The organism is Tessaracoccus yangjingae, assembly GCF_054483935.1.
Genome location: NZ_CM137014.1, coordinates 795,228 through 818,024 on the forward strand (window position 1 = coordinate 795,228; position 22,797 = coordinate 818,024).

Annotated in this window: 19 protein-coding genes and 1 riboswitch; of the genes, 7 read left to right on the plus strand and 12 right to left on the minus strand. The window is 71.2% G+C overall.

What is annotated here, in order from left to right:
* Positions 1-411 precede the first annotated feature (411 nt).
* Complete coding sequence (locus ACX1D3_RS03535) at positions 412-1,404, plus strand: DUF4349 domain-containing protein (RefSeq protein WP_458995603.1); 993 nt, start codon at positions 412-414, stop codon at positions 1,402-1,404.
* A gap of 126 nt (positions 1,405-1,530) precedes the next feature.
* A complete protein-coding gene (locus tag ACX1D3_RS03540; protein WP_458995604.1) occupies positions 1,531-2,544 on the plus strand; it encodes an alpha/beta hydrolase in 1,014 nt (337 codons plus the stop codon).
* A 171-nt stretch (positions 2,545-2,715) separates the two neighbouring features.
* Here the strand turns inward: ACX1D3_RS03540 and ACX1D3_RS03545 are convergent, their stop codons facing one another.
* Complete coding sequence (locus tag ACX1D3_RS03545; protein ID WP_458995605.1) at positions 2,716-3,078, minus strand: DUF5997 family protein; 363 nt, start codon at positions 3,076-3,078, stop codon at positions 2,716-2,718.
* A gap of 54 nt (positions 3,079-3,132) precedes the next feature.
* Positions 3,133-4,140 (minus strand): magnesium transporter, encoded by a 1,008-nt coding sequence (locus tag ACX1D3_RS03550; RefSeq protein WP_458995606.1) that lies wholly within the window; start codon positions 4,138-4,140, stop codon positions 3,133-3,135.
* 103 nt (positions 4,141-4,243) lie between these two features.
* Between ACX1D3_RS03550 and ACX1D3_RS03555 the strand changes: the two genes are divergently transcribed.
* The gene (locus tag ACX1D3_RS03555; RefSeq protein ID WP_458995607.1) at positions 4,244-4,903 is read left to right on the plus strand and encodes a LysR substrate-binding domain-containing protein; all 660 of its coding nucleotides are present in this window, start codon (positions 4,244-4,246) and stop codon (positions 4,901-4,903) included.
* A 465-nt stretch (positions 4,904-5,368) separates the two neighbouring features.
* On the opposite strand, the gene ACX1D3_RS03560 is transcribed toward ACX1D3_RS03555, so the two are convergent.
* From ACX1D3_RS03560 to ACX1D3_RS03590, 7 genes are all read right to left on the minus strand, one after another.
* The gene (locus ACX1D3_RS03560) at positions 5,369-6,694 is read right to left on the minus strand and encodes a lycopene cyclase family protein (RefSeq protein ID WP_458995608.1); all 1,326 of its coding nucleotides are present in this window, start codon (positions 6,692-6,694) and stop codon (positions 5,369-5,371) included.
* 160 nt (positions 6,695-6,854) lie between these two features.
* Positions 6,855-8,540: a glycoside hydrolase family 10-like protein gene (locus ACX1D3_RS03565; RefSeq protein WP_458995609.1), complete on the minus strand. Its 1,686-nt coding sequence runs from the start codon at positions 8,538-8,540 to the stop codon at positions 6,855-6,857.
* A 212-nt stretch (positions 8,541-8,752) separates the two neighbouring features.
* Positions 8,753-10,285: a serine hydrolase domain-containing protein gene (locus tag ACX1D3_RS03570; protein WP_458995610.1), complete on the minus strand. Its 1,533-nt coding sequence runs from the start codon at positions 10,283-10,285 to the stop codon at positions 8,753-8,755.
* Positions 10,286-10,418: 133 nt separating this feature from the next.
* A complete protein-coding gene (locus tag ACX1D3_RS03575; RefSeq protein ID WP_458995611.1) occupies positions 10,419-10,904 on the minus strand; it encodes a VOC family protein in 486 nt (161 codons plus the stop codon).
* A gap of 207 nt (positions 10,905-11,111) precedes the next feature.
* On the minus strand, positions 11,112-13,058 hold the full coding sequence (locus ACX1D3_RS03580) for a patatin-like phospholipase domain-containing protein (protein WP_458995612.1): 1,947 nt from the start codon (positions 13,056-13,058) through the stop codon (positions 11,112-11,114).
* Between the two features lie 2 nt (positions 13,059-13,060).
* Complete coding sequence (locus tag ACX1D3_RS03585; protein ID WP_458995613.1) at positions 13,061-13,900, minus strand: HNH endonuclease family protein; 840 nt, start codon at positions 13,898-13,900, stop codon at positions 13,061-13,063.
* Entirely contained in the window at positions 13,900-15,918 is a 2,019-nt protein-coding gene (locus tag ACX1D3_RS03590) for an AAA family ATPase (RefSeq protein ID WP_458995614.1), read from the minus strand. The genes ACX1D3_RS03585 and ACX1D3_RS03590 overlap by 1 nt, the downstream gene beginning before the upstream one ends.
* 325 nt (positions 15,919-16,243) lie before the next feature.
* On the opposite strand from ACX1D3_RS03590, the gene ACX1D3_RS03595 reads away from it, so the two are divergent.
* Positions 16,244-17,149: a polysaccharide deacetylase family protein gene (locus ACX1D3_RS03595; RefSeq protein WP_458995615.1), complete on the plus strand. Its 906-nt coding sequence runs from the start codon at positions 16,244-16,246 to the stop codon at positions 17,147-17,149.
* A gap of 225 nt (positions 17,150-17,374) precedes the next feature.
* Here the strand turns inward: ACX1D3_RS03595 and ACX1D3_RS03600 are convergent, their stop codons facing one another.
* A complete protein-coding gene (locus ACX1D3_RS03600; protein WP_458995616.1) occupies positions 17,375-17,980 on the minus strand; it encodes a hypothetical protein in 606 nt (201 codons plus the stop codon).
* Positions 17,981-18,267: 287 nt separating this feature from the next.
* Positions 18,268-19,680 carry a peptidoglycan recognition protein family protein gene (locus ACX1D3_RS03605; RefSeq protein ID WP_458995617.1) on the minus strand — a complete coding sequence of 471 codons (1,413 nt, stop codon included), beginning with the start codon at positions 19,678-19,680 and terminating at the stop codon, positions 18,268-18,270.
* Positions 19,681-19,934: 254 nt separating this feature from the next.
* Between ACX1D3_RS03605 and ACX1D3_RS03610 the strand changes: the two genes are divergently transcribed.
* Positions 19,935-20,144, plus strand: coding sequence for a hypothetical protein (locus tag ACX1D3_RS03610; RefSeq protein WP_458995618.1), 210 nt, complete (start codon positions 19,935-19,937; stop codon positions 20,142-20,144).
* Positions 20,145-20,244: 100 nt separating this feature from the next.
* Here the strand turns inward: ACX1D3_RS03610 and ACX1D3_RS03615 are convergent, their stop codons facing one another.
* Positions 20,245-20,916, minus strand: a complete 672-nt coding sequence (locus tag ACX1D3_RS03615; RefSeq protein WP_458995619.1) for a TY-Chap domain-containing protein — start codon at positions 20,914-20,916, stop codon at positions 20,245-20,247.
* Between the two features lie 267 nt (positions 20,917-21,183).
* Positions 21,184-21,388, plus strand: a riboswitch (cobalamin riboswitch).
* Between the two features lie 36 nt (positions 21,389-21,424).
* On the opposite strand from ACX1D3_RS03615, the gene bluB reads away from it, so the two are divergent.
* Both bluB and ACX1D3_RS03625 read left to right on the plus strand, forming a co-directional pair.
* On the plus strand, positions 21,425-22,096 hold the full coding sequence (bluB, locus tag ACX1D3_RS03620) for a 5,6-dimethylbenzimidazole synthase (protein WP_458995620.1): 672 nt from the start codon (positions 21,425-21,427) through the stop codon (positions 22,094-22,096).
* A gap of 170 nt (positions 22,097-22,266) precedes the next feature.
* A complete protein-coding gene (locus ACX1D3_RS03625; protein ID WP_458995621.1) occupies positions 22,267-22,794 on the plus strand; it encodes an ECF transporter S component in 528 nt (175 codons plus the stop codon).
* Positions 22,795-22,797: the final 3 nt, after the last annotated feature.

Genomic DNA, 22,797 nt, shown 5'->3' on the forward strand with positions numbered 1-22,797 from the left:
GGACGCCTCCTTGGGTGGTCTGCTCGGGATACTAGGGCCGGCGCGTCGCTCCGCAGCTCACCCATGGAGGGTGAGATCGGGCCGGGGAACCCGCGAGGGAGAGAGCCGAGCCGGAGGTGCCGGCGACATCGTGCGGTTCGTGTTCCTCCAGACGGATGCCCGGGCGCCATGGGGGCGACGACGGGCGGCCTGGAGGAACAGGAACCGCAGGGTGGGCGCCCGAGCGGGGGTCCAGTGCCCCACTGTGGGCGAGGGACTGGCGCCCAGGTCTGAGTGGACGCGAGTAAGGAGCCGTCCGGCAACGGGTCCCGGTCAGGGCCGGGTGTAGGCTCGATGCACCGAAGATCCGGCCCGCGACACCGTCGAGACGGCCCGGCCTCCGGCCCGGCGGAAGTCCTGCGAGGAGGCACGATGAAGCTGAATACGTGGCTGCGGAGGGTGCTGGCGGTGGTGGCCGCGATCCTCATGACCGTCCTGGTTGCGGGGTGTTCCGGGGCCGGGTCCAGCAGCGAGGAGATGCCCGCCGTCGAGCCGGCGCCCGCGCAGGACGGTGGGGTCGCGATGCCGGAGAAGGGTGGCGACGAGGACACCAGCGGCGACGGGGACCGCCTCATCATCCGCAACAAGACCATGCGGCTCGAAGTCACCAGCACGGCGGAGGCCGTGACCGGCATCCAGGACCTCGCGCGCACGTACGAGGGCACCGTCGTCAACATGCAGGTGGCCACGGACAACGGCGAATGGCTGTACCACTACGACGAGCGCGGCAACCTCGTCGGCGACGGCACCGCCCTGCGCGGCTGGGTGACCGTCCGCGTCCCCACCGATGCCTACGAGGATTTCATCGCGGACGTGGCCAAGATCGGGAAGGTCACCTACCAGTCCGAGGCCACCGACGACGTGACCCAGGAACACGTGGACCTGTCCGCCCGCCTGGAGAACATGCGCGCCCAGGAGGTGCGGCTGAGGGAGTTCTTCGAGGCCGCCAAGAACGTCACCGAGATGCTGGCCATCGAGACTGAGCTGGGGCGCGTCCGCGGCGAGATCGAGTCGCTCGACGCCCAGGTCACCTGGCTGGAGCGGCAGGCGGCGATGGCGACGGTGTCGGTGGAGCTCACCGAGCCGCAGGCTGTGGTCAGGCCCGACGGCGGGTCCTGGGGCTTCGTCGACGCCATCACGAGCGGCATCCGCGGCGCGGCCCAGGTGCTGACGGTGACGCTGACGGTGCTGATCGCCTCGTCGCCGCTGTGGCTGACCGCGCTGATCCTGTTCTTCCCCGTCCGGGCGTGGATCCGGCGTCGTCGCGCCAGGGCCGCCGCGCCCGCGGCACCGGCGTCGGTGCCCCCCGCCGCCGCCCCAGCCCCGGCGACCGACGGGGACGCCACCCCGCCCCCCGCCGGCTGACCTGAATGTCACGCTGAGGGTCGAGTACGGCACTCAGCGTGACAATTAGCCTCTCGGGCACGCCTGGTTGCCCCCTGAAGCCGGCAAGGCTGCCCGCGGTTTGAGTAGAGAAAGAGGAGGCACCCGATGCGCGCACGACTGATCGCGGCCCTGGGAGCGGGGGCGGCCATAGCCGGGGCGGTGGCCCTGCGGCGACGCGTTGAGCGGCGGCGCCCCGCCGTCGACGCGGTGGCCCCGGATCTCCGCGCCCCGTGGCTGTACCTGCTGCCCGAGGAGCACTCGGGGCGGCGTCCGCGTCGCCGCCCGAAGGTCGAGGAGTTCGCCAACCGCGCCATTGTCCGCGGCGGCGCCGTGCCGCAGCGCTTCGACAACTCGAGCGCCGGGTTCCTGTACGACCCGCCGGGGCGCGCCCGGCCGTCGGGGGCCGTGCTGTGGATCCACGGCGGCGGAATGATCACGGGCATGGCGGCGATCAACCACGGGGTGGGGATGCGGGTGTCGCGGGAGTTGGGGATCCTCGTCGCGACGGTGGACTACCGCCTCGCTCCCGAGCACCCCTTCCCGGCCGCGCTCGACGACTGCATGGCCGCGCTCCGATGGCTGCACGACAACGCCGAACGCCTGGGGATCGACCCATCACGGATCGCGGTGGGCGGGGAGAGCGCCGGCGGCGGCCTGGCCGCGATGGTCACGCAACGCGCCCTCGACGAAGGCGTCCCCGTCGCGTTCCAGGTCCTGATCTACCCCATGCTCGACGACCGCACGGTCCACCGCGACCCCGGTCACCGCGGCCAGATCCTCTGGACGCCGTCGCACAACCGGCACGCCTGGGAGTGGTTCCTCGGGCATCCGGTGCGCGAGGAGGAGGACCGTCCCTGCGCGTCCGCGGCCCGCCGCCGCGACCTCACCGGCCTGCCGCCCGCGTGGATCGGCGTGGGTGACCTGGACCTGTTCCACGACGAGGACCTCGAGTACGCGCGGCGGCTCGAGGAGGCGGGCGTGGCGGTCCAGCTCGAGGTGGTGCCGGGAATGCCGCACGGCATGGACATGGTGCCGGCGCCGTCGATGAAGGCGTTCACAGCGTCCTGGGTCGCGGCCCTGCGGCGCGCCCTGGCGGACCCGGACTCCACCGGTCAGTGACCCGCGCCATGTAGCCCGATCGCCCCGCGTGGGCGGGGCGGGCGGGTGGGTGGGTGGGTGTGGTTTGAGCCGATGGATGGGTTCGTGGCGCGCCCCACGCTCAGGCTGAGCGCGCGCCGATACGCGAACCCATCCATCGGCTCAAACCACACCACCGACGGGGGCGGCTACCTACCAGGATCCGGACTTGGGCTGGCGTACCTGCTCCTCCTTCAACACCTTCTTGTGCGTCTCGCGCTCGTCGGTCAGCCATCCTGGCGGGTCGGCGATCAGGGCGCCGATCTGGTCCGCGGTCAACGCCTCGGTGATGCCGCCCCGGGCGAGACCGGAGCGGGAGACGCCCAGCTTCTGGGCGACCACGTCGCGCGGGAACGGACCGTTGCGGCGGAGCTCGACGAGCCACGACGGCGGGTTGTCGCGGAGGGCGTCCAGCTCGTCGCGGCTGATCGGCGTGGTCTGGAACTCCTCCGGCGCCGCGGGCAGGTAGATGCCCAGCTTGGCGGCCGCGGTGAGCGGCTTCATGGTTTGGCTCATGCCGTGAGCCTAGCCGTGCGCCGTCGTCTCGGGGAGGTGGCGATGCCCAGGCGCTCACCCCACGAGGGGGACGGCGATGAGGAAGAACGCCAGGAGGGAGAGCAGGTCCTGGATGACGGTGGCCAGCGGGCCGCTGCCGAAGGCGGGGTCGCGGCCGGCCCTCGCCATCGCCCAGGGCAGGAGCATCGCGACGACGGTGGCCAGGGAGCAGGCAGCCAGCAGCGCCAAAGCGAGCGCCAGGGCAAGGTTGACCGAGCCGAACGCGAGCCACACCGCCGGGAACGCCAGCCCGGCGAGCAGGAGACCCATCGCCAATCCGGTGAGCGCTTCGAGACGGAACGCCCGCCGCACGTGGGCGTTCACCGACAGGCCCCGGATGATCAGCGCCTCCGTCTGGGTTCCGACGGCGTCGGCGAGGTACACCACGCCGGGCACGAAGAACGCGAGCCGGATGTCGGACTCGATGGCCTCCTTGTACCCGCCCATCATCCACGCCGACAGCGCCGCCCCCACCAGGCCGGCCAGCAGCCACGGGAGGCGATGCCACAGTCGCCGCTTCAGCGGCTCCTCGAAGGCCCGCCGGGCGGACGCCGTCGACCTCAGGTAACCGCCAAGGCGGGCGAAGTCGGCGTCGTGGTCGCGGAGGAGGGCGCCGATGAGGCGCGTCGGGGGGACCAGGCCGCGGAACCGGCCGTCATCGTCGACGACGGCGAGGCTCGACTCGCCGTGCCGCACCGCCTTCCACGCGGCCTGCTCCTCGTTGAACCCGCCGTGGATGACGGGGGGATCCGCGTCCATGACGTCGGCGGCGGTGAGGTGGCCGGGGGCGGCGAGCAGCGCGGCGATGGGGATGAGCCCGAGGAGGTGGGCGTCGGGCGCGGAGATGACCACCACCTCGTCGACCGACTCGTATGCCCGTCCGGCGAGCGTCGCCCGGATGTCTGCGACGGTGTCGCCGGGGTGGCAGGTGGGCACGTCGGCGATGACGTACTGCTCGATCGAGCCGGGGAGCAGCGGGGCCTCGGTCGCGACCGGGCCGGGGGTGGAGTCTGTGGTGTCCATGGTGTGGCCTCCGTGCGTCCACGCTAGTGCGCGCCGACGGCGGGTGCTGGCGATCCGGGGCGTTGCGTCCGGGCCGCGGCTTGTCGCGGGGTAGCCTGCGCGGGTGGACACACCGTCGAACCCCTCCTCCGGCCTGCGCATCGGCTTCGTGCCCGGGGTGACGCTGACCAAGTGGCGGCGGATCTGGGAGGAGCGGTTCCCGCGGGTGCCGCTGGAGGTGCTGGAGCTGACGGTCCCGGAGCAGCGGCGGGCGCTCGTCGACGACGCCGTCGACATGTGCTTCGTCCGGCTCCCCGTCTCCACCGAGGGCCTGCACGCGATCCCGCTGTACGACGAGGTGCCGGTGGCCTGGATGTCGAAGGACCACGAGCTGACGGTCCTGGACGAACTGACGGCGGAGGACCTGGCCGACGTCCGCGTGATCGACGACGCGGAGCCCGAGAGCATCGAGCTGGCGAGCTACTCGGCGGCGGTGCTGAGGGTGCCGATGTCCGTGGCCCGCTCGGGCAGCCGCCGCGACATGGTCTACCGCCCCGTCGTCGACGCCCCGCCCACGACGGTGGCGCTGGCTTGGCGCGCTGACAACGACAGCGAGTGGATCGAGGAGTTCATCGGCGTGGTGCGTGGCCGGACGGTGAACAGCTCCCGGTCGGCCCGCGAGCGCGGGGATGAGGCCAAGCCCGCGGAGAAGGCGCGGAAGGCGACCGCGCCGGGGAAGACGATGCGCCCGCCCGCGCGCGGGAGGCGGCCGCGTCGCCGGTGACCCTGCTGCGAGGCTGCGGGCGTCACCGATGAGGGCGTCGAGCGGGTGTCCGCCGTGCCTGGCCCGCTGTGTGCTGGCCGACTTCTGCGGTTTCTGTTCCTCCAGGCTGCCCCTCGATGCCGATGGGGCCCCGGGGATCGGTCTGGAAGAACAGGAACCGCAGCGTGCGGCTCGCGGCCCCCAGCGGCTTGGGCGTCGTCCGGTCCCCGTGCGAGCCCTATGTCCGCGCGCCTGCCTTGAGTCCGCGAGCCTGGCTTAAGTGCGGACGCCTGCGCTCCAGTGCAGGCGCCTCGGAAGCGCCTGGCTTGCATGTAGGCGCCTGTCCTGGAGCGCAGGCGCGGAACGATGAGGCAGGCGCCTCCAGCCCGGGCGGGCGGACTGGTCGACGGGCGAGCGGGCAGGCAGGACTCGGACTGCCCGGCGGTGAGTGGTCCACTTGGCGGCGGGACGCGCCGTCGGCCAACCTCAGGACCGTGGTCCGCGACGCGGAAGGCGTGAGGAGCCGAGCGACGGGGGGCCGAGGGTCGCGGCGATGAGCCGACCCTTGTCGCGCACCGGCATCCGGGCGAACATTCCCCACATGGCCTTGGCGAGCCCGGGGGCGGTGGAGTCGCGGGACATGAAGTCGCGCTGGGCGGACGCCGGCAGGCGGCCGAAGGCGTCGAACAGTCCCAACGTGCCCGCGACGTCCAGACGCAGCAGCGCACGCAGCCCCATCTCCCGGAACAGGTCCGCAGGTCCGAAGGGGTCGGCCGCTCCGGCCCGACCCGCCGCCCGGGCCTGAGCCGCCGCCCCGGCCCGAGCCCCCGCGCCAACTCGCTCCGACCCGCCGACAGAGAAGTCACCCCAGCCGCGACCCTCACCTCCCGCGACCTCGCCCCCCAGGTGCCCCGCCTTCTCGCCCGAGTGACCGCCCGCGACCCTCGCCGCGACCTCACCAGCCAGACTCCCCGCCCGCGCCAACGAGTGCGCCACCGAGTACCCGGTCACAAGGTTCCCGCCGCGACCCGCCGTCCCCACCGCCAACGTCCCCGGCACCGCTGGCGCCCCGCGACCGCGCATGGGGATCCGCACCACCTCGCGCTCCAACGGCGCGTCGACGACGCCCTCCGCCACCCCCCGCGACACCAGACGCCGCCGTAGCCGCGCCTTCAACTCGTCGATCGGCAGGCCCGGCGCCGCCGCGAGGCATGTCTCCTCGAGCAGCATCCGCCCTTGTCCCAAGGGGATGGCGTAGAGGAACGACGGCGTCCCCGTCGGCTCGGCGTCCGCGGACCAGTCCGTGCGCCAGTCCATCAACAGGGCTGGGGCGCCTTGAAGGGCCGGGGCCGCGTCGTCGGCCGAGACCACGATCCCGTACGCCGTCTGCGCGGGAGAGGGATCATCCGCCACCAGGCCGCCCGGCCGCGCCCCCCGCGCGTCGACCACCACCCGCGCCTCGCCGCGCAGGTCCGAGACCTCGTCGTCGGTGAGGCGCCCCCGTCGGACCTCCACCCCGTCGAGGGGGAGAGCGGCCTGGAGGGCGGCGTTGTCGAGAACCAGGTAGTCGCGGGGGAGCCGGTACTCCCCGTGCGCCCGGAGCACGGGCCCCGCCACCCGCGACCTCACCACCGACTCGGGCAGCGACCCCAGCTCGTCGCCCCAGATGCCGTAGGTGGGGATCCACGCCGCGCCTGGGCGAGGGTCGACGGCGAGCACCCGCAGCCCCAGCGCCGCGCACCGCGACGCCAGCGCCCGCCCGGCCGGCCCCAGCCCCACCACGGCGACGTCGAATCTGGTTGCGCTGCTCACGCGGCCATGGTGCCACGGGTTTGAGCCGATGGATGGGTTCGCGACGCGGCCCACGCTCAGCTCACGCGGGGGGCCGCGCGCGAACCCATCCATCGGCTCAAACCCCTCCCCCCCAGCCCCCGCTCCTGCAGCGGATTGCCGCCTGGACGGAACCTCGCAGCTACTGCTCGAACCGCACCATGTTGTTGAACACCCACTGGTCGGCGCGGAAGTAGTACCAGGTGCCGTCGGCCCTCTGCGCGGCCTGCACCACCCCCAGCGACAGGATGTAGCTGCGACACCCGCCGCGACCCGTGACGGCCGTGTCGCACTCCGTCTTCCACTGCCGGCCGCCGGAGATGAACACCCGGCCGCCGGAGTCGTTGGCCAGCGGGTTGTCCCCCCACTGCTCGCGGGTCATGTACGGCAGGTACGTGAGATTGTTGAACACCCATGCGGTGGTCTTGACGTACCGGCCGCCCGTGTAGGTCACCGTCGTGGCCCAGATCTCGGTGCGGCACCGCACCGTCTGCGAGTACGGCTCGCACGTGGTGCGCCACTCGCGGCCGTTGACCTGGTGGTAGCCGGGGGTGGAGTAGACGTCCACGTCCGGCTTCCACGTCATCTCCGGCACCGACGACGGGCTGAGGAACACGCTCGCCTTCAGCGCGGAGGCCAGGGCGCGCCGCTCGTCGGCCTTCACCGTCGTGGACGTGGAGGCGGCCGCCGCCTGGCTGGCGTTGGCGTACGAGTAGCCGGACCAGCCGAGCCCGGCCGACGTGACGGCCCGCGCCTGGGCCACCGAGTTCGGGATGGTGTTGAGGTAGAGCGCGACGCCGGAGACCATGTGCCGGCCCGTTTCGCTCTTCACGCGCACCAGGAACTGGTTCCAGGACGTGAACATCGCGGCCTGGGCGGTGTCGTGCTGGCGCTTGTAGTTCATCACGACGACGGCGTCGACCAGCTTCGCGCGCGCCCAGCCGTACCAGTCCTGCAGGACGCTGACGTAGGGCTCGGTCTGCTGCCAGGTGCGGGTGGCGGAGGGCCCGTAGCCGTAGGAGACGGCGTTGACCGTGAACACCACCGACGGGTCCGCGGCGGCCACCGTCTGGCCGGCGCGGCGGACGACGGCGGTCACCTGGTCGCGGCGCCACTGCGCGAACTGCTGGTCCGACGGCAGGGGCTTGTCTGAGCGCCCGGTCGCGGCGGCGAAGCGCTGCAGCGAGGTCGCGGAGTAGCCCCAGTCGTTGCCGGCGATGGTGCCGCTGCGGTCCGGGTAGCGGATGTAGTCGAGGTTGACGCCGTCGACGTCGTAGTTGTCGACGATCGACCTCACGCCCGCGACGATGTAGTCCACGGCCGCCGGGTTGCCCAGGTCCACGTAGGAGTTGGCGCCGACGATCTCCACGCCGTCGTACCGCTTGTCCAGCCAGCGGTTGCCGCCCGAGGCGGACGGGCCGTAGGCGTTGTACGCGTGGGCGGGGTCGGCGGGCGCCGTCGCGCTGTTCCACAGGGTGCCCACGTTGAACCAGGCGTGCACGCGCAGCCCGGCGGCGTGGGCCTGGCGGATCACCTCGGCGAGCGGGTCGAAGGGGGCGGGCGTGCCGATCGTCGAGCTGCGCGGGTAGGTGGACTCGTTGCAGAAGCAGTCGAACCGGCGCGCGGTCTGCACGAGGAGGGTGTTGTAGTTGGCGGCCTTCGCGTCGGCGACCACCTGGGTGATCTGCTGAGCCGACGACAGGCCCGGGTTGAACGCGTCCACCCACACCGAGCGCCACAGTGAGGCGGGGGCGGCCGACGCGGGTGTCGCGGGGAAGGCGACGACGGCGAGCAGCGCCGCGAGGACGACGGTGATGAGCCTTCTCATGTGATCCTCCGAACCGTGGCCGGTGGTGTCAGGAGGAAAGTCGCGGCGGGCGCGGACGGTGCGGGCGTCGGGGCTGCTCGAGGAGCCACCGGGGCTCCCATTGTACGCCGGCGGGCCGGTTCATCCTGCCCTTACGGGGAGCCGGGTCACCCTGCCCCTACGGGGAGCGGGGTCGCCCTCTGTCCGTTGTTTGAGCCCGGCCGCGAGGAGCGTCAGCGTCGAGGCCGCCTTCGGCCACGGACCGCCCCGCCCACCGCGGCCACGACGAACACCGCCGACAGCACCAGCATCGCCGCCACCGACACCGCCAGGTCAGGCACCGTGGACATCCATCGATGGTCGAGCAGCGGCATGCCCGTGCGCGGTGGCACGAGAACCAGCGCGAAGACGAGCGCGAGCGCGACCGCGACCCCGGCCGCACCGAAAGCGATCCTCCCCATGGGTCGACGGCGGCGCGTGACCGCCCACCAGATCAACGTGCCGGCCTGCGCCACCGGCAGCCCCAGCATGAGGAGCGGCGCCGCGCTCACCAGCGGATCCGGCTGTGCGGGGAGGCCGCGGGTGCCCAGGATCGCGTGATGCAGGTCGTAGCGGAACCGCCACCAACCCGGCTGGTCCGTGCCCGCGCCCGTGTTGGTGAGCGCCACCACCCCGAGCCCCAGCTCCGGGGCGAGGGACAGCGAGCTCAGCGCCCGCGGGATGCTGCCTTCGTGCTCCCACAAGGTGGGACGGTCCGGGGAGTCCCAGCCCACGTCGTCGTCGGTGAGCTCCCACAGCCCGCGCACCAGCCACCCGCTGGCGTAGTCCGAGTGCTCGTCGGCCGCGCCGAGGGGTTCGCGCGCGGCGCTCAGCACCTCTGGGTCCATGGCGGTTGGGGTGCCGAGGTGCGCGCGGAGCAGGGTGGTGAGGTCGCGCGCGGTGGAGGTGAGGAGTGCCGACGGGGCCGCGTACGGTGCCGCGGGGCTGGGGGTCGGCGCGTTCACCCGTCGGAACCACGTATAGTACGGCGCCGCCAGACCCTTCTCCCCGGCCGCCGCGAGGTCACCCGTCGTGGCGGTGAGCCCGAGCGGCTCCGCGACCAGGGACTGCAGCGCACCCTCGAACGGCATCCCCGTCACCTGCTCGACGACGGCGCCCAGGACGGTGTAGCCCGCGTTGACGTAGGCGTAGGTGTCACCGGGCGCCGTCGCCAACGGCACCCCCGCGAGGTGGCGCGCCTCCTCCTGGAGGCTCGCGGACACGGGCCACGGCGACCACTCCAGGCCGACCTCGGCCAGCCCCGAGCGGTGCGCCAGCAGCTGCGCAACGGTGATCTCCGAGTGCGGCGGCCCGACGTCCGCGAAGGCCGTGAGGATGTCGCCGACGGGGGTGTCGAGGCCCAGCTCACCGTCGGCGATCAGCTGCTGGACGGCCAGGCCGGTCAACTGCTTCGACGTGGACCCCAGGAGGAAGGGCGTGTCCACCGTGACCGCGACACCCGGCCGCGCCTCGCCGTACGTGCCCTCGAAGTGCACCTCGCCGTCGACCACGACCACCACCGCCAGGCCGGGCAGCCGCATCTCCTCCATGCGCTCGCGGAGGAAGGCGTCCAGGTCCTCCGCGGAGGCCCACGCCGGCTCCGGGGCGGCGACGGCGAGCGGCGAGATGCTTCCCCACAGCAGGGCCGCGACGACCGGCGCCATCGCCCACCGGACGGCCGCGCCCCCAGAGCGTCGTCCAGCCCGTGACGCGGTCCGCGGTGCCATGTCGCCTCCCTGCGCCTCAGTATCTGGGCGACACCGCGGCCCGACAAGGCGCGGACCTCCCGCGCACCGCGGCGCGCCGACCGGTTCGTTGCCCCGCGACCCGATCCACGCCCTGGTCGCGCTCGGGGGGGCGTCAGTCTCCGGCGACCGCGCGTTCGATCTCCGCCACGTCGATCTTCTGCATCGTCATCATCGCCGCGAAGGCCCGCTCCGACACGCCCGGGTCCTCGGACTCCATGGCCTCGGTGAGCACGCGAGGCGTGATCTGCCACGACATCCCCCACCGGTCCTTGCACCACCCGCAGGCGCTCTCCTGCCCGCCGTTGCCGACGATCGCGTCCCAGTAGCGGTCAGTCTCGGCCTGGTCGTCGGTGGCGATCTGGAAGGAGAACGCCTCGCTCTGGGGGAAGTTGGGGCCGCCGTTGAGGCCCATGCAGGGGATCCCGCAGACGGTGAAGTGGACCGTCAGGACGTCGCCCTCCTTGCCTCCGGGGAAGTCGCCGGGGGCGCGGTGCACGGCCTCCACCCGGCTGTCGGGGAACAACGAGGCGTAGAACTCGGCCGCCGCCTCGGCGTCCTTGTCGAACCACAGGCAGATCGTGTTCTTGGGCGTCGCCATGTTCCATCTCCTTCGATGTGGACAGGCAGCCACGGTAACCCGGGTGGGGTGTCGCGGCAATGGGTTCGGCCTGCTGGTCGGCGGATCTGGTGGCGTAGTCGGCACCAGATCCGCCGGTGAGCGCCCTCGCCCCGCGACGACGGGGTGAGGACTCCGCCGCGGTCATCGTCGTGTCGGCGTGACTCCTCGGAGCCCCGGAGCGGCGCCTCAGTCCTGGGCGTCCAGGCCGGCGGCGGTGCCGTCGTCGGGCACCAGGCGCAGCCGCGGGGCCGGCTTGGGGGCCGGGGGGATCGTCGCCCCGCCCCAGGCCCCAGCCAGGTCGACCAGCTCACCGGTCCGCTCGTTCAACGCCTCGCGCTTCACACCGGAGAGCGGGTACGAAGGCAGGGGAGCGTCGGCGCCGGGGCCGGCGAGGTCGCCGTAAGGGGTGCCGCCGGAGGTGGTGTCCTGATAGCTGCCGTGGAAGCCGTTGAGCCATCCGGCCAGCCCCGCCGTCGCGGTGCGGAAGCGGATCCAGCGGTGGTTGTCCCATCCCCACGTGGGCACCTCCCCCGGGCGATCACCGGCGAAGGCGTTGACCAGCTTCACCGCGCCCAGCCGCCCGCGCTCCGCGAGGTCCGTGACCACCTTCGGCGGCATGGACAGGTTCATGCCGCCCTCGGAGTGGTCGTGATGCACGGTGACGATGCGGTCGCGGTACCCGGGCATCACCAGCTGAGCGCCGTCCACCCACTCGCGCGCGGTGTGGACCATGATCAGCACGAACGACACCCACGACCCCACCCCCTTCGTCGGCAACGCGAACCACGGGCGCTGGAGGCCGGCGGAGTTGCTGGTGGGCAGGTAGCTGTTCTCGGACTGGTCCTCGGACTTCGCCCTCCCTGGGGGGAACCCGCCCAGGTTGAACGCGAACGTGGGGTGCTTCGGCAGCGGGGAGTCGAAGAAGTGCACCGGCAGGTTGGCGCAGAGGCCGCCGTCGGTGAACCACACGCTGGAGAACGTCACCTCGCCGGAGGCGGTCGCCGAATCGGCACGTTGGTTCTCCGGCAGGGTGTAGTCGACGGCCCACAACCGGACGGCCGAGATCAGCACGGGGAAGCTCAGCGACATGCGCGTGGGCACGATCACCGGTAGGTCGTCCGGGGCGGGCCAGGGGTGGAGCGTGCGGCCCTCGAACCGGCGCGTCTGGTTCTCGAGGGACTCGCCGTCGGCCTGCGGGTCGTTGCCGCCCACGGACTCAGCCGAGGGCCCTGACGGGGCGCTCTGCGCCGGACGCGGGCGACGGCCGGGCGGATGGGCCACCATCCAGTCCACCACGTCGGCGGGGAACAGCTCGCGCATCTCGTCGGGGTCGAAGTAGAACTCCTGCGTGCTCCACGGCATCGCCATGGGCTGGTGGCGGGTGAGGTTGGTCGTCATCACGCGCAACGTCACCCCGCCGCGACGCAGGTCGCCGAACGTCAGCGGCTCCGCCCCGGGGGCGCGGCCGGCCAGCGACTGGATCTTCTCGTACAACCACGGGGTGAGAGGCGTGGCGCCGCCCGCGCCCACGCCCTCCATGCCCGTGCACATGCCGAACCCGTCCTCGGCGACACGTCCGAACGTCCGCAGAGCCCCCACCAGCAGGCCCGCCGCCGCCCCGAGCAGCAACAGGAGCAGGCCGCCGACGATGCCCGCCGCCGACGCGATCCCGTCGCCCAGCGCGCTCACCACCACCAGCACCAGCCCCAGCAGCGCCCCGACCAGCGCCTCCTTCCAGAACGCCCGCAGCAGGCCACCCACCAGGGCGCCCCCCTTGCCGTCCTTCTTCGCGGCCACGGACATCAGCAGGCGGAAGAGCGGCGCCGCGGTCGCCGTCGGCTGGAAGAAGGAGGCGAGCTTCGACTGGCCGCCGGGGCCGACGGAGGCCAGCTCGTCGGGCATGGTGTCGAGCCCCTCGAACCCGCCGGAGTGTCGCCCCAGCTCCGCGGCGGCCGCGGCGGCGGCGGCGATGGCCCCGGCGGAGGCGCCGCCCACGTTGGTCAGCGTGTAGGTCTTCGCCAGCTCGGAGACGGCGCGGGGGTAGATCACGCCGCTGGTGATGCCGCCCTTCATGACGATGTCGCAGCGCAGCGACGGTGCGGCGAACGGGCTGGTGGGTGCTGCTGTGGTCATGGTCACTCCTGAGGGAAGAGTCGGGCATGGTAGGCCGCCACCACCTGGCGGCACATGGTGCTGTAGGGGGCGTGGTCGGCGACGAACCGGCTGACCTCGACGAGCCGTCGCTCGTACTGCGCCAGCAGATCCGGGTCGTTCGGATGCCTGGCGGCGTTGTTGCGCGCCTCCACCACCGACTCCAGGTGCGCGATCAGGTCCAGCAGCCTGTCCCGCCGGTTGGCCCGCACGCCGCGACGCTGGAGGGCGCAGGTCGCGATGGTCGCGGCCCCCTTCGCGCTGCCGCCCTTCGGCCGGACCCAGCCGTCGTCGACGGTGCCGGTGCCCCACACGAACTCCAGGTGCTTCTCGGGGAAGTCGAGGTACGGGTGGAGGAGCAGGCGCTTCTCGCTCTTCTCGTCGCCGGGGGAGGCGGCGCGGGGGGACCCAGGGGCCAACGGGAACGCGTTCGCCTTCCCCGCGGTGCGCGACTCCTCGGGGAGGTCCTGCCTGCGCGGACTGTTGCAGTCGGTGCACGACGGCAGCAGGTTGGTCCACTCGCTCGCGAGCCAGTAGTAGCCGGGCGGGACGCGCTTGCCGTCGATGGTCACCTCGCCCTTGGGGCGGTAGTGCTCGATGGCAACGGGTTGTGTCGCGGCGTAGTAGGTCTCGCAGTAGGCGCACTTGCCGCCGAACGCCTCCTCGAGCGCCGCGCGGATGTCGGGATTCTTGTAGGCCTTGTAGCCGTCGTACTTGGCCTGGCCATCCCAGGCGGCGTAGAAGTCGAGGGCGTCCTGCCGCTCCTTCAGCGTCTTCTCCTCCGCCAGGCTGGGCGGCTCCTGGGGGCGCGGGACGCGTCGCATCACGAGCTCCCGGGCAGGTACCTGCCCCACAGCTCGGAGAGCTTGGCGGTCATCTCCTTGCTGCTGGGGGCGACGGCGTCGCCGGTCTCGCGGCGCTGCGCGATGTAGTCGGCGGCGGAGGTGAGCAGCAGGCGTTCGCGCTCCGTGGTGCCGAACTGTTCCAGCTCGTCGAGCCGCGCCCGAACCCGCGCGAGGCGTTCCGTCTGGTCGGCGGAGGGGTGGTGCAGGGCCATGAGCCGGTAGTAGCTCTCCCACAGCTCCGCGACCTCGGGGTCGTCGGTGGAGCCGAGCCCGAAGTGTTCGGAGGTGAGCAGCTGCTCGATGCGCATCCCGGTCACGGGCGGCAGGTCGGAGAGCGAGATGACGTCGCCCTGGCTGTTGCGGCGCATCACCACCACCTCGCCGTCGACGATGCCGCGCAGGCACAGCGGGTCGTGGGTGGTGACGATGAACTGGATGCGCGGCATGAGGTTACGCATCGCGGTGACGATCCGCAGCCGCCACCGCGGATGGAGGTGGGCGCCGATCTCGTCGATCAGCACGATCCCCTCGGCCAGCGCCGCCTGCGTCCACAGCCGCATGGTGGAGCGGAGGATGTCGCAGGCCATGACGATCATCGACTGGTAACCGTCGCTCAACGTGACGATGTCCGAGCGGGACCTGCCCTGCCGGAGCAGCACCTGGTCGTCGTCGCGGAGCAGCTCGGCGTCCTGGTCCAGGGCGAGCATCTCGTGGATGCCGCCGGCCACGTCGTCGAAGGTGTCGTCGTCGAGGGAGAGCAGCCACGAGGTGGGATCGGTGAGCGGGGCCACGGGGTCGAACAGGTTGTCGACCCGCACCGCCCGCTCGTCGTCCTGGGGCGACGGCGTGCGTGGCAGCAGGCGGATGGCGCCGTAGCCGAGCATCAGCGCCGCAACGGGTTCGGGGCCGGTGAAGTCCTGGTCGCCCTTCTTCCACTCAAGCCGGAGCGGTTCGGTGCGGCCCTGAAGGTAGACCTCGACGAGGCCCTTGCGCGCGCCGTCGCGGAGGAACCTCCGGGCGTCGATGCCCAGCGCCCGGCGCTGCTCGCCGCCCATCATGGTGAGCGCGATGGCGTGCAGGACGGAGCTCTTGCCGCAGCCGTTCTCCCCGAGGAGGACGGTCCAGGGGCCGCGGTCGCTGGTGGACTTTGCCAGGTCGATCTCGAGGTCCCGGATGGGGCGGAAGTTCCTGATCACCACCCGCTCGATCCACTGGGCGGCCTGGTAGTAGTGCTGGCGGTCCGCGCCGCCCATGGAGGCGTTGAGGTCGTAGGAGGCCTGGCCTGGTTCGGCGCCGGAGGTGGGTGGGAGGTCGGGGCCGGAGGGTCGCGGCGGGGGCGGTGGGGGAGCGGCTTCCTCCGGCGCGGACTCGGCGTAGCCGCCGAGCTGGCGATGGAGCGTGGGGAAGGAGTTGTCGGGAGCAGTGCGGAGGGCAGCGAGCCTGGCCTTGACGAGGAAGTCGCGGTTGAGGGCCAGGGTGTCGGCGGTGACGCGGCCGCGCTCGGTGAGGGCCGTGACGGTGCCGTCCGGCTGGTAGCGGAGGTGCTCGTCGGGGTCGTCGGCGAGGGGGTCGAGGAGGAGGGGCTGCTCGGCGTTGATCCCGTCGGGCGAGGCGGCCCGCTCGCCTACTACGGGGAATCGGGTTCCGCGCGAGCGGACGCAGTCGGCGCAGGCGGGGTAGAGATTGTCCCACTCGTAGGTGAGCCACGAGTAGGCCTGGAGGGCGATCTCGCCGTCGATGCCGACGGCCCCCCAGGTGGGGCGATGGTGGGTGACGACGGCGGAGTCCGAGCCCTGCGCCTCGAGGGGGCGCTCGCAGTAGGCGCAGGTGCCGTTCGTCATGCCGAGCAACGAATCGAGGATCGCGGGGTTGTGGAGGATCACGTCGGGCTCAGGGCCGCGGGACCGCTTCTGCCGCCAGGCGTGGGCGGTTTCCTCGTTGAGTCGCTCCTTGGCCGACGCGAGAACGGCCGGTTCGGTGGGTCGTGCAAGGCGCATGGCGTACCCCCTTGTTGCCGCGATTATTGCGGGCTTGGGGCCCGCTGTGAAGAGGCCGAACGGCGACGCTTCAGCGGCCGGGGGTGAGGGCCACTCGGGTGTCGGATTCGGGAAGATAGACCGTCGGGCTGGGGGGCTGTTGAGCAAATGGCACGGTTCGCGAACGGGGTCACGCTCAGTTCCCGCGGGGGGCCATCCGCGACCCCTGCCATTTGCTCAACGGAGCCGCGCCCGCCCCCTCGACGGGAGGGGACTGGTCCGCAGTCGGGGCCTGCCGGGTGCTGGCTCGCGCAGGACCCTGTCTTGCGGCGTGGGAGAATCTCGCATGCGGATCGCGCGACGAGGGGTGCTCGGGCTGGGCCTGGCCGGACTCGCCGGCTGCGCGGGCGCGCCCCACGCTCCCGAGTCGCCGGCCGGTGTGGGAACGGCCACGCCGTCAGCGTCCGCGGCCGAACCGAGCCTGTCCCCGTCGCCCAGTGCCCCGGAGCCCGCCAGCCCCACCCCGTCGGGCCCGGCCTCACTGCCCAGCCGCGACGACATCGTCGCCCGCTACGACGGCCGGACTCCCAGCCAGTGGGGGTTGGAGGTCGACGGCGCCGTGTTGCGCAGCGAGGCCAAGCCCATCGTCGTCACGCTTGACGCCTGCGGCGGGCGCAACGGATCCGGGTACGACGAGGCGCTGATCGAGGTGTTCCGTCGGCTCCAAGTTCCGGCAACGCTGTTCCTCAATCTGCGCTGGATCGACGCCAACCCGGGCATCGCCCTCGAACTCGCCGCCGATCCGCTGTTCGAGCTCGCCAACCACGGCACCGCGCACCGGCCGCTGTCGGTGAACGGGGCGGAGGCGTACGGGATCCCCGGAACGGCGTCGGTGGGCGAGGTCTACGACGAGGTGATGGGCGGGCACGCCCGGCTGTCGGAGCTGACGGGGGAGCTGCCGTTGTGGTTCCGCTCGGGGACGGCCCACGTCGACGACGTGGCGGTGGAGATCGTCGGCGAGCTCGGCCAGCGGGTGGTCAACTTCGACGTCAACGCCGACGCCGGCGCCACCTTCACGCCCGAGCAGGTGCGGCGGTCGATGGGTGCGGCCAGGGCGGGGTCGATCTGCATCGGCCACTTCAACCGACCAGATTCGGGCACGGCCGACGGCATGGCCGAGGCGCTGCCCCGGCTGCTCGACGGCGGCCTCACCTTCGCCCGGCTGCGCGACGTGCTGCCCCATGCCTCATGAGGTACCGGGCACCCGGAGCGGAGCGCCCGAGCCCGTCGGATCGATCCGGGCCATCCATGTATGGATCCGCCCTCAACCTTCGACGGACGCACCCTCAACGCAAGGAACTGGCTTGATCGGACCCCGACGAAGCGACCGGGCCCGAGTCTGCGAGCAGGTCGTGAGCCTCATTGTGACGGGCGCGTCGGGGAGGAGGGCGTCTGTCGGGTCAAGTCTGGCCTGCGATCACTGGCTGAAGTCGTAGGTGATGTCGATCTCCGGGTCGATGCCCATGATGATGCTGGAGTAGAAGAAGATGGCCTGCTCGCGCAGGATGTCCTTGTTGCTGGCGATGTACTCCGCCTGTGCGTCGTCGCTGAGGATGCTGTTGATCATCTCCACCGGATCGTTCTCGGGCGTGAGGAAGCTCAGCGCGCCGTTGTTCTCTGCGACGAGCCGGAACTCCTCGTTACTGTGGCCGATGAAGATGAACTCGGGGATCGAGATGCGGTACCTCTTCTCGCCGACCGGGACTATCCGGACGTCGCGCCCGTCGATGCCCAGCTTGGCGTTGAAGGAGTACTGCATGAAGGTCGCGCGGTCGCTGCCCGGCACCTCAAGGCCGAGGAACGTGCTCTTCTCGGACTTCTCCGAGATGCCTTGAATGCCAAGGCTGAGCAGCACCACCTGCTCCTCGCGCTTGATTGACTGGACAACGCGTGAGTCCGTCAGGTCGGACTCGTTGCCGCGATCCAACATGCCCAGCAGGACGCTGGCGGAGGCCATGAGCGCGACCAACACAACGCCGACCCAGACGAACGGAACGACGAGCTTCTTGAGATCTGGTGCCATGGTGGAGGTCCCCAACTTCCGTGAGTGCGAGGCGCCAAGTGGGCCAGGGCGCCAGCCAGTTACGAGCGCTGACCTGGGACGCCCTCGTCCCATGGGCAACCGACACCAATTCAAGGGTAGTGTCGTGGCTCGACTGACCTGGCCTGGCGCGAGTCTATCGACCCGGTTTGACAAGAAGCTCGAAGGGTTCCGGACCGCAGCGCCGTGAGGCTGCCGAGGGTCGCGTTCTCGGCCCAAGGGCGACATCTCAGCGACGACGGCGTGGCGGGGAGGAGCCACCCTTCGTGTCACTTCCTCGGAGTCGTGGCCTCGGCGGTGTTGGAGTAGGTCGACCCGCCGGCCGCGTTGGACGCGCGAACCCGATACCGGTAGGTCGTCCTAGCCGCCAGGCCGCCGTCGGTGAAGGACGTGGCGGGGACGATCGACGTGATCTGCGCGAAGTTCGTGCATGCAGCGCCCTTGCAGCGTTCGATGAGATACCGGTCCTCGTTGCTTGCGTTGTCTATCCAGGTGAGCTTGATCTGGCTTTTCGTGATCGCGGAGGCGGTCATGGAGGAGGGGGCTGCGGGCACCGTCGTCGCCGGGGGTGCAGCCAACCGGGAGACGCTCTCACGGATCGTGGGGAGTTGGGCGTAGAGGTTGTCGCCGGGGCAGGCCGTGGACGTCGCCGGCCAGTCCCTGTGCGTCGCGATCGTGGGCATGGTCGCGGTGAGCCCGGTGACCGGATTGACATAGGTGACGGACCCCAGCGGGGGCAAGGAGTGCCGAACGGCGAGTGTGGCGAGCAGCGTCTCCAGGCCACCCACAGTGCCGGCGGGCACCGTCATGTCGCCCGTACATCCTCCGGTGGTGTTGAAGCAGCCCAGAAGCGCGATCCCGATGTTGCCGCTGTTGTAGGTCGCGACGTGGGCGCCAGTGACAATGTCATCGGTGCCTGCCTGGTGCGCGAAGTCCGAGCCGTTGCCGCCGTCGGTCAGGCAGGAAGCGCTGCCCCCGGCGCTTCGTCCTTCGTAGACGATGCCGTTCCGGTCGATGAGGTAGTGGTAGCCGATGTCGGACCAACCGTTGGATGTCACGTGGTAGTTGAGGATGGCCCGCATCGTCGCCGAGTAGTCCTGCTTCGGGCTGTTTGAGGTTGCTGTGTGGTGGACGGTCAGCACCTGGACCGGGGTGAAATCGCGTTCATCGCCCTTTGCCCACCCGGTGACCGACTCGTCGGCGCCCCAGTCTGCCCGCGATCGGCATGCTGCCGCGGCATGCGCCTCGCTTATTGCCTGCGCGGGGACGGCCTCGACGGGACCGTCGGTGGTGTTGATGGCCGCCGCGCGCCAGTTGTGGGCGCCCTTGGGCAGGTTGCGAACCTGGTACGCGGTGGCGTGATCTACCGCGATCAGGGATCCGGTGAACTGGCCCTCCGCCTGAGCGCCGTCCATATCGAGCAACTGCCAGGCCGTCCAGTGGGCATCCACCAGGAACCGGGCCTCTCCATACGGACTCGCGCCCTGACCCGTCAGACTTCCGTTCGGCCTGTCGAGGTCGGCGACCAGCCCGAAGTAGTCGATCGCATGGCCGGGCGTGACCGGGGCGGCGCCGATCGCACGCGTATCGTTGAGCGTCCGGTGGTGGCCCGCCGCAGTGGCGAGCGGCGGATCGATGACCGACCCGATCGTCATTGCGGTGCCGGCGACCACGACAGCCATCACACGAGCGACGAGCCTACGAGCAACTGACATCTTGGTCCCCACGTCAACTCCGGCCAGCCCAGTCGCCCGGCCGACGACAGAGTACCGGCTCCGGACGTGGCGCCACCGTCGTTCAGGAGGGGCGACGCGGGGGTGTCGACGGTGACCCCCACCCCCTCACAGAAGACCCCCGGTGCGAGGCGTCGCCGCCTCGAGGGGGGCTCACCCCCTTCGCCTACCTGTCGCCCACCCTGGTTCTCCTGCTCGTCCTGATGGTCATCCCCATCGTGATGGTCGTCGGGTACTCCCTGATGGACAACGTGATCATGGAGCAGAACCCGCAGTTCGCCGGGTTCACCGACTACATCGACATCCTCACCAGCGAGACCTCTGCTGGCCCGCCTGCAGGGAGTCCACGGGCTTCCCCCGTCGACCTGTGCGAGCCTGGCCCGGTCGCTGATGCCCCGAACACCTACGACTGACCCGACTCGGCGAGGGCCACCCTGGCTGCGGACGTTCGTGGGCGCCGCCTCAATCGCCGTCCGCTGGAGACAACTGCCATGGCGCCCGGAACCGTCACGCCTACCAGGTGGTGAGCTTCACCGGGAAGGGGGCGTCCCGCAGAAGCGCCTCGAGATCGAAGGAAGCGGGACCGGACCAGTCGCGGGCCAACAGGTCGACGACGTCGTCGCCCGGCCCGGCGCCCAGGAGTTCGAGCAGGTCCGGGACGTGCTCCGCGTCGATCACCCGCCAGTACTCGTACTCGCCGTCGTCGCTGACCAGGGCGGTGACCGGGCCGAGGTCCTGGGCCTCGAACTCGATGGCGCCGTCGTCGCGGAGGCGGACGTCGAGGTGGAAGCTGCTGTCCCGGCCTTCGCGGAGGTGTCGCAGCGGGGCCGCTACCCGGAACGGGGCAACGCCGTACACCTCGATGAGTGCTGTGGCGACAGCGCGGGCGACGTCCTCGATCTGGCCGTCGGTGGCCCGCTCGAGGCGGATCGACCAGTTAGGGGAGACGTCGTCGGGTGGACTCAGCCCCAGCTTCGCGAGGCGGTCCTGGGCACCGGGGTCGAGCTTGGCATCCTCGTCGAGGAACTCGTTGGAGACGGTCTCGATGAGGAGTTGGCCGGCCATGTCGTAGGAGGCGAGCTGGTAGAAGTACGGCCCCGTCTCGACGGTGATGCTGCCGACGGTGCCGCGGATGCGCCTGAGCAGAACGGCGATGCGGGTGGCGAGCGAGTCTGTCGGGGTCATGGCCGGCCGGCCACTGGCACTGCACCGAAGCGGGCGCCCGGAGTCGATGCCCTGACTGTCGCCATGGTGAAGGCACCAACTTCCTGGGTTCGGCGGGCCGATGCGGCCGGGCCTCGGAGTCTAGCCGCGTGCCTGGGGACTCGAGCAAGGGCCTGCGGCACTGGGACCCGGTGGAGACGAACGGGTTGGTTCGAGCGACCACTCCCAGGGGTGAGGCTTTGGAGCGCCCCACCCTGCGAGGGTCGCGCCGGCTGGGCTAGCATGGCGGCGGCAACAAACCCGCGAGGTGTCCGTGTCCGTCGAATGGCGGCCGGGAGAATCGGGAAGCCGGTGTGACTCCGGCACAGGGCCCGCTGCGGTGAACCCGAGCGGCCGACCATGCGTAGCAACGCAACCACTGGACAACGGTCCGGGAAGGTGGTCGGGCGTGTTGAAGGGAAGTCCGAAGACCGGCCTCGCGACGATTGCCATCCCGTTCCCGGGATGGCCCGACCTACGGAGCCTTGCCATGCCCACATGCCCGCCCACAACCGACCTCTACGAACTGATCGGGCGTCGGCGCGACGTCCGCGCGGAGTTCACGGGCGCCCCCATCGGGGACGACGTCCTGAACCGCCTGCTGGGTGCGGCGCATGCCGCGCCGAGCGTGGGTCTGAGCCAGCCCTGGGACTTCATCCTCGTCCGCGACATCGAGACGCGTCGCGCCTTCCAGGAACACGTCGCGACGGAGCGGGACGTCTACGGGGCGTGCCTGGATGAGGAACGTCGGCGCCTCTTCGACCGGATCAAGATCGAGGGAATTCTCGAATCGACCCTCGGGATCGTCGTCACGTACGACCCCGGCCGCGGTGGCCCCGCCGTCCTGGGGCGTCATGCGATCGACGACGCCGGACTGTATTCGGTGGTCACAGCCATCCAGAACTTCTGGCTCGCCGCGACGGCGGAGGACGTGGGTGTCGGGTGGGTCTCGTTCTACCGCGAGACCTTCCTCCAGGAGCTGCTCGGTATTCCCGACGGGGTCCGGCCCGTGGCATGGCTCTGCGTGGGACCCGTCAGCCACCTGCACCCGAAGCCCGAGCTCGAGCGGTGCGGGTGGCGCGAGCGACGGCCGCTGGAGCTTGCCGTGCATCGGGAGCGCTGGGGCGCAGCCCCTGACGACCGCCTTTCCGCGACCCCCTGATCTGTGCATTCCTCCCGCCGCGTCGCCTGATGGGGCCGCGGCGGTCAGGGGAGACCCTTGTGCGCGTCTTCCCATGCGGCTGCGGCCGCTTCCTGCACCAGCCTGAGCCGCAGTGGGCCCGACAGGGACGGGCTGGCCAGATGTCTATCCACAACAACGAAGGAGACAGAATGTCGATTACCGAACAGGCACCGGACCAGGTGAAGAAGTCACCGGTCTCGGCCCGCCAACTCGCCATCATGGCGATCTTCATCGCCCTCAGCGCGGTTGCTTCCCTGATCAAGATCCCGAGCCCGCTGGGGTCGATCGGGCTCGACTCGGCGCCGGGGTTCTTCGCGGCCGTGGCATTCGGCGGCTGGACGGGCTTCATCGTCATCGCCGTCGGTCACCTGCTTGCGGCCGCCATCGTCGGCTTCCCGCTGACGCTGCCCATGCATCTCGTGATCGCACTCGGCATGGGGGTGTGCGCCATCGTGTTCCGGTGGCTGGGGCGCCGTGGCGGACCGGTGTGGCTGGTCGTGGCGGTCGTCGTCGCCGCGATCCTGAACAGCTTCGCGCTCGGTCTGATGGTGCTGCCGATCGGCGGCTGGGGCATGTATGTGGCAACCGTCCCGTTCCTGCTGGTGGCCGCGGTGATGAACCTGGTGATCGCGGCGATCGCCTACTACGCGGTGCGCAACAGCACGCTTCTGAACTGACCT